A 15,023-nucleotide genomic window follows, 5' to 3' on the forward strand; every position below is an offset into this window, starting at 1 on the left:
GTTATCTCACTCCGAGAGAGTTTGCTCAACAGCAGGTGGCGGGTTGAAAAACTCTAATAACGCCTGGACCTAAAAACGGGGCCCCCTCAGCACAGCTGACATTTAGCGCCTCGGCTGTTTATAATTTTCAAGTGCCAACTCAAACCGTAAAACCCCGTAAACTGCGGCTCATCGCAGCAACCGTCACCCTCGCAATCTTGGGTGCAGCGGGATACACAGTTGCCGTCGCAATAACTCCTCTTAAAACCCAACACCCGGTGCTGCAGGACGAAGCGGAAACCATCATCACAGGCGACGCCAGCACAATCGAAACAGCGGTGCTCGCACAGGCACAACCAGCAGGTATCTCACTGCTGACACAAGACACCATAACCATCACCCCGAGCGAAACCGCCGCGGCAGCAACCGGCGCAGACCTTAAAGCCCAACTCTCGCACGAACTCGGCATCGACTTCGGAACAGCAACCGACAGTGACACCGGCGCGGGTGAGGGAAGAGACGGCGGCGAAGCAGCGGGCGCGAGGGCTGACACGATCCACACCAGAGAACACAGCAGCAGCTGGGTCAACAACGAAAACCAGCACAGCATCGCGAGCATCACAAAGGTGATAACCGCGCTCGTCGGGCTGGAAGCGTTAGCCGCGAACGGGCACACGCTCGAAAGTTTCGGGTCATACGCGGTAACCGCGGACACACTGCAGATCACCGCCGAATCAGCCCTGCTAAACGGCAGCGTCGTTGACGTTGCAGAGGGCACAACACTCACCGGCACGCAGCTGCTGCAGCTGATGATGCTGCCGAGTGCAAACAACTTCGCGATCGCCTACTCCAGGTGGATCTTCGGCAGCGACGCGGCGTTCCTGGCACAGGCCCAGCAGTGGCTTGCGGCCAAAGGTCTTAGCTCAACGGTTATTGTGGACGCTGCGGGGCGCAGCCCAGAAAACCGCAGCACTGTCAGAGACCTGCTGCGGCTCGGCGAGCTAGCGATGTTGGATCCGCAACTCGCAGCGATTGTGGCGCAACCAAGCGCCGACATTCCCGGCTTCGGAACCGTTTACAACACCAACACGGTGCTGCAGCAGGGACTCGCCTCGGGCGTTAAAACCGGGACGCTCGACAGTTTTAACCTGCTAACCGCGACCTGGGCAACCCTGCCCGACCAGGCCGGGGCAATGTGGAACGGGGCGGCGCTGCCGCACGCAGCTCGCGCCGTACTCGGTGACGAGAGTCTGGCGGGGCAGAGTGGCGATGGCGGATCCGCACAGGGCGAGGCGGCAGCGACTGCTGAGGGAGAGATTTTGCCGGCGCAGCAGCGTCTTGAGCGGCGAGTGCTAATCGTTGCCGTGGTGCTCGGGCGAGCGGATGCCGCTGCCCGCCACAGCGACTCGGTGACGCTGTTGTCGACTGCGGGTGCGGCGGTCGTGAATGCGCAGACCGAGCTTGTGCCCGCGTCGCAAAGTTGGGCATACCGTTATAGCGGCGCAGGCGACGAGTTCAGAGCGCACAGCGATAACCCGCAGCCGATCACCGCCCCGCTTTTGCCGGGGGAGAGTGCGCGGGTGACCGCGAAGGTTGCCGGGGAGGGCGGATCCGCCACCGTCGAGTGGCCGAGCGGCTCCACGCTGCAGTTGCCTCTGCGCTTGGACGGGTCAGTGCCGGAGCCGGATCTGCTGTGGCGACTAACCCACCCCGCTGAGGTGTTCAGCAACTAGCTTTTGAAAATCGCTGACACCCGCAGGGATTGAAGGCGCCCGCAGGGATAGCGGGTACCCGCCGCGCAACGCCCCGGAAACCCTCACAAAACCGCTCCTGAGGGGCGGTTTTGCTGCATCTGGCGACCCTGCGCTAGTCCGTGTCCTAGCCAGCCTGGGAGAACGCCGACAAAACTTGAGTCCACTTGACTCAGGTTTCCCCGATTAGGTAAACTTGAGTCATAACGGCTCAAGTTTACCTGCGTTGCGGGAGACTGGGCAGACAACAGTATTAAACCTAGCGACAGGAGCAAAATTATGAACCAAGCAGCTGGGCAGCAGAACTCCCAGGAGCAGCAGAGCGCACTAGAGCAGTTCGGCGTTAACCTCACCGAGATCGCGCGCAGTGGCAAACTCGACCCGGTTATCGGACGGGACTCAGAGATTCGGCGGGTCAGCCAGGTGCTCACCCGTCGCACCAAGAACAACCCGGTGCTGATTGGCGAACCCGGTGTCGGCAAAACCGCGGTTGTTGAGGGGCTTGCACAGCGGATTGTGGCGGGCGACGTCGCTGATTCGCTGAAGGACAAAGAGCTTATCTCCCTCGACATTTCGGCGCTGATTGCGGGCGCCAGCTACCGCGGTCAGTTTGAGGAGCGGATGAAGGCGGTGCTCGCCGAGATTAAAGAGTCTGACGGGCAGATTATCACCTTTATTGATGAGCTCCACACCCTGATGGGCGCGGGCGGCGGTGAGTCATCCGTTGCGGCCTCACAGATGTTAAAGCCGATGCTTGCTCGCGGTGAACTACGGCTGATCGGCGCAACAACGCTTGACGAGTACCGCGAATACATTGAAAAAGACGCGGCTCTGGAGCGGCGCTTCCAGCAGGTGTATGTTGGTGAGCCGAGCGTGGCAGACACGGTTGCGATCCTGCGCGGCCTAAAAGAGCGCTATGAGGCACACCACAAGGTGACAATCGCCGACTCGGCGCTGGTTGCGGCCGCGTCCCTGTCAAACCGCTACATCACATCGCGGCAGCTGCCAGACAAGGCGATCGACCTGATTGATGAGGCGGCGAGCCGTCTGCGGATGGAGATTGACTCCGCGCCGGTTGAGATAGATGAGCTCAGGCGCGCGGTTGACCGCCTGAAACTCGAGGAGCTTGCTCTGAAGAAAGAGAAGGACGCCGCTTCGAAAGATCGTCTCGCGTCGCTGCGCGAAACGCTCACGGCCAAAACCGAGGAGCTTAAGGCGTTGGAGACCCGCTGGGAAGAGGAACGGAGCAGCCTCAACCGGGTTGGTGAGCTGCGAGAGAAACTCGACCAGCTTAGGATGTCGGCGGATCGTGCCCAGCGCGAGGGCAAACTCGAGCAGGCATCCAAGATCCTCTACGGCGAGATTCCGCAGACCGAGACAGCGCTAAAGCAGGCAGAGCACGATGCTAAAACCGCGCAAAACGGTGATAGCGCTGAGCGGATGGTGAACGAGCAGGTTACTGAGGCGGACATCGCCGAGGTAGTTGCGGCGTGGACGGGCGTGCCAGTCGGTAAACTGCTGCAGGGCGAAACCGAGAAACTACTGCACCTTGAGTCCGAGCTTGGTAAACGCCTGATCGGGCAAACCGACGCGGTGAGCGCGGTTGCTGACGCGGTGCGCAGAACCCGCGCGGGGATTTCGGATCCAAACCGCCCAACCGGTTCGTTCCTGTTCTTAGGACCAACCGGTGTCGGCAAAACCGAGCTCGCGAAGGCTCTCGCCGAGTTCCTGTTTGACGACGAGCGGGCGATGGTGCGGATCGACATGTCCGAATACGCTGAGAAACACTCCGTTGCCCGGCTGATTGGGGCCCCTCCTGGCTATGTCGGCTACGAGCAGGGCGGCCAGCTAACCGAGGCGGTAAGACGCCGCCCATACTCGGTTGTGCTGCTCGACGAGGTTGAAAAAGCGCACCCGGAGGTGTTCGATGTGCTGTTGCAGGTGCTTGACGACGGTAGGCTCACCGACGGTCAGGGGCGCACGGTTGACTTCCGCAACGTTATCCTGATCCTCACCTCGAACCTGGGCAGCCAGTTCCTCATCGACGACCAGCTTGACTGGGAGCAGAAACAGCAGCGGGTTATCGAAACCGTGGAGCGCTCCTTCCGTCCCGAGTTCGTTAACCGGCTCGATGAGATGGTGGTGTTTAAACCGCTCAGCGAGAATGAGCTGGCGCGGATCGTGGATCTCAGCATCGACCGACTGCAGCAGCGCCTGGGCGACCGGCGTCTCACCCTCGGGGTGACACCGGAGGCGAGGGCCTGGCTTGCTCACCGCGGCTACGACCCACACTACGGCGCTAGGCCGCTGCGTAGGCTGATTCAGCGCAGTGTCGAGGACCAGCTGGCTCGCACCCTGCTCGCCGGTGAGGTGCGCGACGGTGACACTGTCCGCGTCGATCTTGACGGCGATAAACTGCGACTCGAGAAGATGTAGGCGGATCCGCCAGCCCCGCGCGACGGCGACACCAGCCCCGCACGACGGCGCCGCAGGCATGAGAGAATAAACGGGTGAACTCAAACAGTAACCAGCTTCCGGCACCCGGCACCCACCCCGAGCTTTCCACGGCGGGGGTGGGGCCGTGGCCGGGCAGCGAGGCAGACTGGCCGACCGAACCCTGGTATGACCCGGAGCTTTTAGCAAACGGGGACAGCCGCAACGTGGTTGACCGCTACCGCTACTGGCGGATGGAGGCGATTAAAGCGGATCTCGACCAGACCAGGCACAGTTTCCACGTCGCGATCGAGAACTGGCAGCACGACATGAACATCGGCTCGATTGTGCGCAGCGCCAACGCGTTCGGGGCTGACACCGTCCACATTGTTGGCCGGAAACGCTGGAACAAGCGCGGAGCGATGGTTACCGACCGCTACCAGCACGTTGTGCACCACGAGAACGTTGCCGCGCTCACCTCCTGGGCAGCGGCAGAGGGGCTGCCGATTATCGCGATCGACAACGTGCCGGGTTGTGTCCCAATGGAGACCTTCGACTGGCCTGAGCGGTGCGTTATGTTGTTCGGGCAGGAGGGGCCGGGGCTGACAAACGAGGCGATAGCCGCTGCGGAGGCGGTTGTTGAGATCACCCAGTACGGCTCCACTCGCTCAATCAATGCCTCAGCGGCCGCGGCGGTGGCGATGTATAGCTGGGTGAATCAGCGATCCGCCCACGTGCCAGGTGCTGCTGACCGCTAATTTTTGTGTTATCGGCAAAAGTGGTGTATAGTTTCATAAGTTGATTCATTTGATCAACGTGCGCCCTTAGCTCAGCTGGATAGAGCGTCTGACTACGGATCAGAAGGCCAGGGGTTCGAATCCCTTAGGGCGCGCCAATCAAAATAGAACCCCGGCGGTTGCGAAATGCAGTGCCGGGGTTTTGTTTTAGTCATTGCTTGATAGGGTTAATATCATGTGTTTTAAAAAGCAGAGACTGGCTCGATTACGCCGAGAAGCTGTGGCGGAGCTGGAGGCGCGCAAAGCCGTTGAGCAGATGCACAAACCCGTCGGCAAGGCGCAGCTGTTTTTTGAGCGTGTGAAACGCAGTCACCCGATGCGTGCTTTTACCCACCTGATGCTGCTAAACGGCACCCTACTAGCAGCCGGCATGAGTTTTCAAGCGCTGTTCGCTGTGTTCGCTGGTCTGTTTATCGGGTTCGCAGTCTTTGGGCAGTTACTCGCCTCAAATCCGGAGCTTTTGGCCACCATTGTCGCTCAGCTCGACACCATGGTGCCGGGGCTGTTCGGGAAGGGTGGTGCCGTTGATCTAGAAACGCTGCTGAGCACCAGCGTTATCGGGTGGACTGGGGCTATCGCCATTGTTTCGCTGTTCTTGGTGACAGTTGCCTGGTTTACAAACACCCGCAACGCGATCCGCATGATTTTCATGCTCGACACCCGCGAGTACGGCAACCCGGTGGTTTTGAAACTGCGTGACACCGGTTTGGCGCTGTTCTTCGGGGTTATGATTGTTATTTCAGCTGGCCTGATAGTTCTGTCGTCGAGCGCTGCAAATACGCTGTTCGTGTTCCTCGGTGTTGGCGAGGATTCATGGCTGCTAAACAGTGTCGTCAGTGTGTTCGGGTATGTTGTGCTGTTTGCGTTCGATGTGTTGATCATCTTCCTGATCCACCGCGTGCTCGCAAAGGTGCAGGGCTACAAAAAAGATATTCTGCTTGGCAGTGTTATCGGAGCAGCCGGTTTCCTGGTGATTAAACTGCTCGGTAGTGCGCTGCTGGGCGGTGCCACAAAAAACCCGCTGCTTGCCTCGTTTGCTGTGCTGATCGGTCTGTTGATCTGGTTCAACCTGCTCTGCACGGTGCTGCTTTTGACTTCTTCGTGGATTGCGACACGCATCAACACCCACCTGGGGATGCCTCCATCAGAGCGTGACGACAGTGTTTTAGTCGTTGAGGAGCATCGCGAAACACAGCTCACCGATATTGAGCTGGAATATCTCGAAAAGGTGCGGCGCTACGCGGCAATCCGAAAGTATCGGCGCGAGATCAGGTAGCTGAGACTAAGCGCCCTGTGCCTTTAACAGCGCGGTGGCGCCGTCCCGCAGTTGCTGCAGTAGCTGGGCAGCCTCAGCGCGCCGTTTTACCGGATCCGCCAAGGTGCTAACCGCGTCAAGATACAGCTTCAGTTTCGGCTCGGTGCCGCTCGGGCGGATCATTAGACGGGCGCCGCCAGCAAGATCGTAGCGCAGCACATTCGCGGGCACCTCACTCACGCCCGGCTGCAGCAGGTCGCTGAATGATTCAACATCCAGCCCACCGATCTCGGTTGCGGGTGCTTCTCGGAGCACCTGGGCGAGCTGCTCAACCTCCTCGCGCGAGCTAAGCCGCAACGTGATCTGGTCGCTCACAAAGTGACCAAACAGGTCGCTTGCGCGGTCGAGCTGGTCCCACAGGGTTTCTCCGCGGCTGTGTAGTTCGCAGATTAGCGAGGTGATCTCGGCGGCGGCGGAGATGCCGTCCTTGTCGCGCAGCACGCCCGGGTTTACCAGGTAGCCGAGCGCCTCCTCAAACCCGAAAACAAGGCCCGGAATGCGGGAAACCCACTTAAACCCGGAGAGCGTCTCGGCATAGTTGAAACCGTAGTGTTTTGCGACCGCGCCGAGCGCCGGGGAGGAAACAATTGTGCAGGCGAGCGCGGGGCGGATCCGGGCGGCGCCGGGCGCAGTGTGCTCCGCCGGGTCAGTTGATGCTGCCGGGTTAGTTGATGTCTTCGGGTTAGCTGACGCCGCCGACTGGGCGGTGTTCTCGCCGGCCGCAGCCAGCTGAGCGGCGGTTTTTTCCGCGATCCGCCACCCGAGCAGCAGTCCCAACTGGTTGCCGCTTAACGCCCGATATTCTCCGGGATGCTCCGGGTCGGGGAGCGCAACCGCGAGCCGGTCAGCGTCGGGATCGTGCGCGATAATCGCGTCCGCGCCGCAAGCTTTTGCCCGGTCAAAGGCGAGATCGAGGGCGCCCGGCTCCTCCGGGTTTGGAAACTCGACGGTTGGGAAAGCACTGTCTGGCACAATCTGCTCAGGCACTGGGGTCAGCCGCGGCAGTCCCGTGGCGGCAAACACCCGCTCTGTGGTTTGGGCACCAACCCCGTGCATCGCGGTATAAACCAGCTTGGGTGTGGGGCTTGCGGATCCACCCCCGCCAACAGAATCGCTCGCGGCCTGCGCGGGCGAGGCACCCCCCAACGCCGGGGAACCGGTTGCGGCCGCGGTCGCCGCAACATAGTCGGCCACTATCGCGTCAGTCAATCGCGTGTAGTCGCCTGAGCGCGGATAGGCGCTGATCGCCTCAGCGGCGGCGGCATTGATTGCTTCGGCGATAGCGTTATCATCGGGCGGAATAATCTGTGAACCGGCGTCGGCATCGCCGAGATACACCTTGTAGCCGTTGTCGTTAGGTGGGTTGTGGCTGGCGGTTACCATCACGCCGGCGCTCGCGTTTAGGTGTTTCACCGCGAACGCCGTCACGGGGGTTGGCACAGGCCCCGGCAGCAGCAGTGCGTTAACCCCGGACCCTTGCATAATCTCTGCAATATCCGCGGCAAACACGGCAGAGTTTTTGCGGGCGTCAAAACCGATCACAATGGTCGGTGGCTGGGTGGCGCTGCCGGCAGCGGCGCGGGTGAGCAGGAAGTTTGCAAAGCCTAGAGTGGTTTGCGCAACAACAACCCTGTTCATGCGCATCGGCCCGGCACCGAGTTCGGCGCGCAGACCCGCTGTACCGAACTTTAGCCTGCCGCTAAACCGCTCAACCAGCTCGCCCGTGCCGGTGCGAGAGTATGCTGCCATTAGTCGCTGCAGCTCGGCGCGGGTTTCGCTGTCGGGATCCTGCTCGCACCATGCCTTAGCGGCGATCAGCAGTTCATCTCTGGCCATATTAACCTCTTTTCTGCTATCTAAAACTAGCAGAAAATACTGTTTTTTAGGGGAGGCTTTTATGCCCTGGGCGTTATAGAATAGCGGCATGACCCAAAACAGCGGCACAACAGAAAACCACGGCTCACCCAGCGACAACGGCGCTGCAACAGGCGCGGCAGCAGGCAGCGCGGCAGCAGGCAGTGCGGGCGGCACCGGCTCACTCTCAACCGCGGAGCTTGCACAGCAGGCAGCGGATTTCCTGCTGACAGGAGCTGGTATCCCAAAGATTGATATCGCGCTCACCCTCGGCAGCGGCTGGGGCAAAGCGGCAGAGCAGCTTGGCGAGGTGATCGCGAGTTTCGCCGGCGACACCGTCCCCGGCTTCTACAGCGCGGGCATTATCGGGCACTCAGGCAAGCTAACGCTGCTGCGTCTGCCTGATGAGCGGATTGTGCTGGTCATCGGCGCTCGCACCCACCTCTATGAGGGGCACGGGGTGGACGCGGTTGCTCACGGTGTCCGCACAGCCGCCGCCGCGGGAGCGAAAACCCTGATCCTCACCAACGGCTCGGGTGGTATCAACGAGCAATATCAGGTTGGTGAGGCGGTGCTAATCAGCGACCACATCAATCTGACCGCGACCAGCCCGCTAAAGGGCGCCGAGTTTGTTGACATGACAGACCTCTACAGCTCCTCCCTGCGCGACTATGTGCGCACGGTTGAGCCCGGTATTAAGGAGGGTGTCTACGTGCAGCTGCCTGGACCTCACTTTGAAACCCCCGCCGAGATTCGCTTCCTGCGGACAATCGGCGGTGACGCGGTCGGCATGTCAACCGCGCTTGAGGCGATTGCGGCGCGCGCGGCCGGGATGCGGATCCTGGGATTCACCCTGGTAACCAACCCCGCCGCCGGAATCACAGATGAGCCGCTGGATCATCACGAGGTGATTGCGCAGGGTAAGGCCGCCGAGCCGCGGCTTGCGGACCTGCTCACCCGGGTTGTTCACGGCCTCCCCGCGGCATAAGCTCCCCGTGGCATAAGCCCCAGTGAAAAACTAGCCGGGGGCTTAACCCTTAACAAAGCCTCCGCGGCACAAAAGAGCGGGGCCGCAAGTTATACCCCAAGACTTGCGACCCCGCTTGTTTAGATGAGCTCGTTACTCAACGAGCTTGCCTGTGTAATCGGTGTGCTCGTGCATGAGCGCAGCGATCTCAGCTGGAACCTCAGGAATCGGCTCCTTCTCAACTGTGCCGTCGAGTGACCACACCAGGTTCACCTGCAGCGCAGGATCGGTCTCTGGGTAGTCGGTGCGGTTGTGGCAGCCGCGGGTTTCGCGGCGTTCGAGCGCACACTGCAGGGTTGCCCGAGCGGCGATAATGGTTGAGAGCAGGTCGTATGCGTTTGCGAGATCCTGGAAACCAGCGAGGTCAGGGTGAACGCCGAGACCGGCAACGCGCGCCTCAACCTCGTCAAGCTCCTTCAGACCCTGGGTGAGGCCTTCCTCGTCACGGATAACACCCGCATACTTGGTCATAATGTTGCGCACCGCACGCTGCAGTGCACGCACGTTCTCGTCACCCTTGCGGTTCAGCAGGTCGTCCATCTCAGCTGCTGCCTCAGCCTCTGCCTGAGCGGATCGCGGCTGGCTGGTGAGCTCAGCAGAGTATTTCGCAACCGCCTCACCAACAATGCGGCCGTAAACCAGCAGCTCGATCAGCGAGTTACCGCCGAGACGGTTTGCGCCGTGCAGACCGGATGAAGCCTCACCGATAACGTAGAGACCTGGCACCTCGGTGCTGTGATCCTCTGGGCGCACCCAAACACCGCCCATTGAGTAGTGAGCGGTTGGAGCGATCTCCATCGGCTCTTTGGTGATGTCTTTCATCTGCAGTTCAAGCATCAGCGAGTAGACGCGTGGCAGACGCTCCATAATCTGCTCTTTTGGCAGGTGTGAAACGTCAAGCCACACACCGCCGTTTGCGGTGCCACGGCCCTCACGGATCTCGGTTTCAGAGGCGAGAGCAACACGGTCACGGGTGCTGAGCTCCTTACGCTCCGGGTCATACTTTGGCATGTAGCGCTCGCCGAGAGCGTTGCGCAGAATACCGCCCTCACCGCGAGCTGCCTCGCTGATCAGTGTGCCCGCCTCGCTCTCTGGCTCGAGGATGCCTGACGGGTGGAACTGCACGAGCTCGGCGTCACGGATCCGCGCACCAGCGAGAGCTGCGAGACGGAAGGTGTCACCGGTGTTCTCGTTACGGCGGCTGGAGGTGCGGCGCCAGATTCGGTTGTGACCACCGGACGCGAGAATAACCGCGTCAGCGCGCACAATAATGCGGGTGCCGTCAACCAGGTCGAAACCGTAAGCGCCAGAGACAACACCGTTTTCGTCGGTCAGCAGGCGGCTGATGTAGACGGTGTCGAGGATTGGGATGTCGAGCTGCTCAGCGCGGTTAACCAGGGTGCGCTGGATCTCCAGACCCGTGTAGTCTCCTGAGAACGCGGTGCGGCGGTAGGTGTGTGCGCCGAAGAAGCGCAGCGAAATACGGCCGTCATCTTCGCGCGCAAAGCCCATGCCGTAGCGCTCCAAGTCCTCAATACCGCGGGCAGCGTTCTTGGTTACGATCTCGACGGTGCGTGGATCCGCCAGCATATAGCTCTCGGTGATGGTGTCGGCGGCGTGCTGCTGCCAGCTGTCTTCAGGATCCATGGTGCCCAGCGCGGCGTTAATACCACCGGCAGCCAGGGTTGTGTGAGCGTCAAAGCGCGGTCGCTTACCCACCGCAATAACGTCCTGGCCCAGCTCCTGCAGCTCAATGGCTGCACGCAAACCTGAACCACCTGTTCCAATGACCAGAGCGGTCGTGTTGTATATGCGTGTTTTCGGGGTATTAGCGGTCATGATCTCCTCTTTTGTAGGGTTGTTAAATTGTCAACTTGACTAGCTAACGTTCTTTAGTTCGCGCTGCAGCATCAGCCAGTAGCGGTTCATTATTGAACTGCTGCGGGCTCCCGCCCAGATGTGGACGTGGCTGCCGCCCTCAGGGCGAGCCCACTCGTTAAGCCACGCATCAACCGCGTCGCGTAGCGCACTGCCGCGGGGGATCCCAATCCCGGGGCGGCTGCTCGGGCGCAGCTTCTCCCGGGTAATCCAGGTCACGGAAATGTGTTTGGGTGTGAAGAGTTCAACTATCTGGATCGGAGAAAACACCTCAATAAACACCTGTCCGAAGGTGTGCTCGGGCAGGCTGAACAGCCAGTCCTGGATCTCTGCGATATCGCCGGCATCACCGGCCGCAAGAACACACTCGAGACCGACCGGGTCAACGATTCTTAAGCGGGGGTGAGCGAGAAAGCTGTGCTCGAAATCGAATTCAACATGGAGTTGCTGATCTGACTGTTCGTGCCGCCGGTCGTTATACATACTATTTATATTAGGTTGCCCTTACTAAAATGACATGAACTCACAGCAGGTTGTCAGGTTACATGCCGAGAAAGGGCAAAATCTGCCGTTTCGGCGCAGGATACTCCGCAGAAGTTTAAAAGTCAGTCAAGAGAAACTAAACTTAAACACATGGCTAATGTTTTTGCGCGTAAACATCGAATTGCGGTTTTGGGTGGTGGCCCGGGTGGATACGAGGCGGCGCTCGCCGGTGCTCAGCTCGGCGCGGATGTCACCCTGATTGAGCGCGCCGGCGTCGGTGGCGCGGCAGTGCTCACCGACGTCGTTCCGTCAAAGAGCCTAATCGCAACCGCCGACGCCGCAGCTGCTGTGCGGAAGTCGGGCGCGCTCGGTGTGCAAACCTATGTGCCGGGCGGCGATGGAAAACCAGTTAGGCCAGAGATTGCCGTCAACTTCGCAACGGTCAACAAACGGTTGAAAGCGATGGCGGCAGCTCAATCCGTCGACATGCACGCAACGCTAGAGGAGGCGGGTGTACGAGTTGTGCACGGCGAGGGACGGATCGACGGTCCCAATTCGCTGGTTGTGTCAACCGCCGCGGGTGGCACCGATTTCGACCACATTAAAGCCGACACAATCGTTGTCGCGGTGGGGGCGAGCCCGCGCGAGCTGGACAGCGCAAAACCGGACGGGGAGCGGATCCTCACCTGGAAACAGCTCTACGATTTAAAGACGTTGCCCGAGCACCTGATCGTTATCGGATCCGGTGTGACCGGTGCGGAGTTCGCGAGCGCCTACCGGATTCTCGGCGCCGAGGTGACCCTGGTTTCTAGTCGCGAGCAGGTGCTGCCGGGGCAGGACGCGGACGCCGCAGCGGTGATTGAGCGGGTGTTTAAGCGATCCGGCATGAACGTTTTAAGCAAGTCGCGCGCCGAGACCGTAACCCGCACCGAGGACGGTGTGCTCGTCACCCTTTCCGACGGCAGGGAGGTGACCGGCTCCCACTGTCTGATGGCGGTTGGATCCATCCCAAACACCGCCGGTATCGGTCTGGAGAACATCGGGGTTGAGGTGACCGACTCTGGCCACATTGTGGTTAACAAGGTTGCGAACACTAATGTGCCGTCGATTTACGCGGCCGGTGACTGCACCAATTTCTACCCGCTCGCATCGGTTGCCGCAATGCAGGGCCGCACCGCGATTATGCACGCGCTCGGTGATTTTGTGCGACCAATCTCGCTCGATAACGTTGCCTCAACCGTGTTCACCTCACCGGAGATTGCAACGGTCGGGTTCAGCGAGAACGATTTGCAGGAGGGCGGACCAGGCTACGGCTGTGTCAGCCATAAAATCCCGCTCGCAATCAACCCGCGCGCGAAAATGGCGGGCATTAAAGACGGCTTCGTGAAGGTGTTTGCTTCGCAGCGGACCGGTGAGGTGCGCGGCGGTGTGATCGTTGCACCGCGCGCCTCCGAGCTGATTTTCCCGCTTGCGCTCGCGGTTGAACACCGCCTCACCGTTGACCAGATCGCGGCGGCGTTCACCGTTTATCCGTCGCTCACCGGCTCAATCTCGGATGTGGCGCGGATCCTGCACGTCCGCTAGTCACGGTTTTAGTGAGCCGCACCCAAGATCAGTGTTTTCAACAAAACAGGAGTAACAATGAGTCTGACAAAGAGCCTGCCCCGTTTCACCGCTGCCGCAGCGGCCGCGACACTGCTGTTTGGGTTGAGTGCCTGTGCGCCGGCAAAACCGGAGGTGACTCCGTCAGCGGAGGGGGTTACTCCGGCTGTGACAGTTCACGCTATTGATAACAAATACGAGCCCGCCGAGGTGACGATTAAAAAGGGTGAGGCTGTCACCTGGGAGTTTGTTGGCACCAACCGACACGATGTGGTTGCTGCCGACGGCTCATTCGTGAGTGAACTGGTTTACGAGGGCAGTTTCACGCACGTTTTTGATGAGGTTGGAACCTTCAGCTACATCTGCTCGATCCACCCCGAGATGCGCGGGGTTGTGACCGTCACCGAGTAGCCGCAGGCTAGGCGGCTGTGCCTGGTGAGCCAAAACCCGCCTGGCGCGCTAGCGCCGCCCGCGCTGTGAGTGCGAGCGGCGGCACAGTCGGTCAGTGCCCGCTAGGGCGCAACAAAGAACAGTCGCTTGTTGACGAACTCATCAATCCCGATCGGCCCCATCTCACGCCCGAAACCGGAGCGTTTAACCCCGCCGAACGGCAGCTCCGCAGCCTCCGCCGCAATCGTGTTGACGTGCGCCATGCCGACGTTCAACTGCTGTGCCAGCTCGGTCGCCAAAGCAACATCGCGGGAGAACACGGATCCACCCAGGCCGTATGCTGAGTCGTTTGCGAGCGCGAGCGCGTCGTCCGCGTCGGCTGCGCGGTAGACGGTGACGACCGGGCCGAAGATTTCCTCGTGGAAAATGCCTGAGTCGCGTGGCACATCAACCAGCACGGTCGGTGAGTAGTAGGCGGCAGAACCAGCGGTGAGTTCACCGCCGCTGAGCACGCGCGCACCGACTGCAACCGCGCGGTCAACCTGTTCGGCAACGGTTTCCGCCGCGGCTCTCGACGACATCGGGCCGTACTCGCCCGGTTTCAGGTCGCGTGGATCACCTGGGCGCAGACCCGCTGCGTGCTTCACTAACTCGGCAACAAAGGCATCGTAGATGCCGTCCTCAACAATGATCCGCTTGTTGGAGTTGCACACCTGGCCGAGGTTGTAGGTGCGGAAGTCCCACGCCGCCTTCGCAACCTCGGTGACATCAACGTCTGCGAGCACGATCATCGGGTCGTTGCCGCCGAGCTCTAGCACACACTTTTTCAGGTTTTTGCCCGCCTGTTCGGCGATAATTGCGCCGGCACGCTCGGAGCCGGTGAGCGAAACACCCTGGGTGATCGGATCCGCAATAATTTTTGCAATCTGGTCGTGGGAGGCATAAATATTGTGGTAGCCACCCTCGATAACACCAGCCTCAAGGAAGATGTCCTCCATCAGCTGTGCGGAGCGGGCGCAGATGTCCGCGTGCTTGACAATCACCGTGTTGCCGAGCAGCAGGTTTGGGGCGGCGAAACGCGCAACCTGATAGTAGGGGAAGTTCCACGGCATAACACCCAGCAGCGGCCCGATTGGGAGGCGCTGAATAACCGCTTTGCCGGGGACGGTGCTCGGGATTTCACCCTCGGTTATCAGGCTCGGGCCGTGCACGGCATAGTAGTCGATAATGTCGGTCGCAAAATCAACCTCGTCGAGCGCCTCGGGGATGCTCTTACCCATCTCCAGGGTGATGGTTTCGGCGAGTTCCTGGCGGCGTTCAGCAAACAGCTCGGCTGCCCGCTTAATCGCGGCGGCGCGTTCCTGTACGGATTTTTTGCGCCACGCTAAGTAGGCAGCCTCGCTGCTTTGGAGGATCTCGGCAACCTGAGTATCGGTCGCGGGTTCAAAGGTTTCGACGACCTCGCCGGTCGCGGGGTTCTGTACTCGATAGTTTGCCATGTTTCCTCCTCGAAA

Annotated in this window: 11 protein-coding genes and 1 tRNA gene; 8 read left to right on the forward strand and 4 right to left on the reverse strand. The window is 60.5% G+C overall.

Annotated features, from left to right (window positions below; translation table 11 throughout):
- Positions 1-131: 131 nt before the first annotated feature.
- The 5 genes from EII30_RS06815 (at position 132) to EII30_RS06835 (ending at position 6,236) form a co-directional block, all read left to right on the forward strand.
- A complete protein-coding gene (locus tag EII30_RS06815; protein ID WP_158608678.1) occupies positions 132-1,712 on the forward strand; it encodes a D-alanyl-D-alanine carboxypeptidase family protein in 1,581 nt (526 codons plus the stop codon).
- A 297-nt stretch (positions 1,713-2,009) separates the two neighbouring features.
- Positions 2,010-4,166: an ATP-dependent Clp protease ATP-binding subunit gene (locus EII30_RS06820; protein ID WP_124886588.1), complete on the forward strand. Its 2,157-nt coding sequence runs from the start codon at positions 2,010-2,012 to the stop codon at positions 4,164-4,166.
- 74 nt (positions 4,167-4,240) lie between these two features.
- Positions 4,241-4,921: a TrmH family RNA methyltransferase gene (locus EII30_RS06825; RefSeq protein WP_124886589.1), complete on the forward strand. Its 681-nt coding sequence runs from the start codon at positions 4,241-4,243 to the stop codon at positions 4,919-4,921.
- Between the two features lie 60 nt (positions 4,922-4,981).
- Positions 4,982-5,058, forward strand: a tRNA-Arg gene (locus tag EII30_RS06830).
- Between the two features lie 77 nt (positions 5,059-5,135).
- Positions 5,136-6,236 (forward strand): YihY/virulence factor BrkB family protein, encoded by a 1,101-nt coding sequence (locus EII30_RS06835; protein WP_124886590.1) that lies wholly within the window; start codon positions 5,136-5,138, stop codon positions 6,234-6,236.
- Positions 6,237-6,242: 6 nt separating this feature from the next.
- Here the strand turns inward: EII30_RS06835 and EII30_RS06840 are convergent, their stop codons facing one another.
- A complete protein-coding gene (locus EII30_RS06840; RefSeq protein ID WP_124886591.1) occupies positions 6,243-8,111 on the reverse strand; it encodes a phospho-sugar mutase in 1,869 nt (622 codons plus the stop codon).
- Between the two features lie 88 nt (positions 8,112-8,199).
- On the opposite strand from EII30_RS06840, the gene EII30_RS06845 reads away from it, so the two are divergent.
- Positions 8,200-9,117: a purine-nucleoside phosphorylase gene (locus EII30_RS06845; protein WP_124886592.1), complete on the forward strand. Its 918-nt coding sequence runs from the start codon at positions 8,200-8,202 to the stop codon at positions 9,115-9,117.
- Between the two features lie 132 nt (positions 9,118-9,249).
- Here EII30_RS06845 and EII30_RS06850 read toward each other — a convergent pair whose 3' ends face one another.
- Both EII30_RS06850 and EII30_RS06855 read right to left on the reverse strand, forming a co-directional pair.
- Positions 9,250-10,995 carry an L-aspartate oxidase gene (locus EII30_RS06850; RefSeq protein WP_124886593.1) on the reverse strand — a complete coding sequence of 582 codons (1,746 nt, stop codon included), beginning with the start codon at positions 10,993-10,995 and terminating at the stop codon, positions 9,250-9,252.
- A gap of 39 nt (positions 10,996-11,034) precedes the next feature.
- The gene (locus EII30_RS06855; RefSeq protein ID WP_124886594.1) at positions 11,035-11,517 is read right to left on the reverse strand and encodes an SIP domain-containing protein; all 483 of its coding nucleotides are present in this window, start codon (positions 11,515-11,517) and stop codon (positions 11,035-11,037) included.
- A gap of 150 nt (positions 11,518-11,667) precedes the next feature.
- Here EII30_RS06855 and EII30_RS06860 point away from each other — a divergent pair, with 150 nt between their 5' ends.
- Together EII30_RS06860 and EII30_RS06865 are read left to right on the forward strand one after the other, a co-directional pair.
- Positions 11,668-13,101 (forward strand): NAD(P)H-quinone dehydrogenase, encoded by a 1,434-nt coding sequence (locus EII30_RS06860; RefSeq protein WP_124886595.1) that lies wholly within the window; start codon positions 11,668-11,670, stop codon positions 13,099-13,101.
- A 57-nt stretch (positions 13,102-13,158) separates the two neighbouring features.
- The gene (locus tag EII30_RS06865) at positions 13,159-13,530 is read left to right on the forward strand and encodes a cupredoxin domain-containing protein (protein WP_124886596.1); all 372 of its coding nucleotides are present in this window, start codon (positions 13,159-13,161) and stop codon (positions 13,528-13,530) included.
- Between the two features lie 101 nt (positions 13,531-13,631).
- Here EII30_RS06865 and EII30_RS06870 read toward each other — a convergent pair whose 3' ends face one another.
- Positions 13,632-15,008 carry an aldehyde dehydrogenase family protein gene (locus EII30_RS06870; RefSeq protein WP_124886597.1) on the reverse strand — a complete coding sequence of 459 codons (1,377 nt, stop codon included), beginning with the start codon at positions 15,006-15,008 and terminating at the stop codon, positions 13,632-13,634.
- Positions 15,009-15,023 lie beyond the last annotated feature (15 nt).

Source organism: Leucobacter sp. OH1287 (assembly GCF_003859945.1).
Taxonomy (GTDB): domain Bacteria; phylum Actinomycetota; class Actinomycetes; order Actinomycetales; family Microbacteriaceae; genus Canibacter.

Coding starts and splice junctions, on each gene's coding strand:
- EII30_RS06855 (WP_124886594.1), bottom strand. CDS start 11,517: ATGTATAACGACCGGCGGCACGAACAGTCAGATCAGCAACTCCATGTT.
- EII30_RS06865 (WP_124886596.1), top strand. CDS start 13,159: ATGAGTCTGACAAAGAGCCTGCCCCGTTTCACCGCTGCCGCAGCGGCC.
- EII30_RS06850 (WP_124886593.1), bottom strand. CDS start 10,995: ATGACCGCTAATACCCCGAAAACACGCATATACAACACGACCGCTCTG.
- EII30_RS06840 (WP_124886591.1), bottom strand. CDS start 8,111: ATGGCCAGAGATGAACTGCTGATCGCCGCTAAGGCATGGTGCGAGCAG.
- EII30_RS06860 (WP_124886595.1), top strand. CDS start 11,668: ATGGCTAATGTTTTTGCGCGTAAACATCGAATTGCGGTTTTGGGTGGT.
- EII30_RS06845 (WP_124886592.1), top strand. CDS start 8,200: ATGACCCAAAACAGCGGCACAACAGAAAACCACGGCTCACCCAGCGAC.
- EII30_RS06820 (WP_124886588.1), top strand. CDS start 2,010: ATGAACCAAGCAGCTGGGCAGCAGAACTCCCAGGAGCAGCAGAGCGCA.
- EII30_RS06835 (WP_124886590.1), top strand. CDS start 5,136: ATGTGTTTTAAAAAGCAGAGACTGGCTCGATTACGCCGAGAAGCTGTG.
- EII30_RS06870 (WP_124886597.1), bottom strand. CDS start 15,008: ATGGCAAACTATCGAGTACAGAACCCCGCGACCGGCGAGGTCGTCGAA.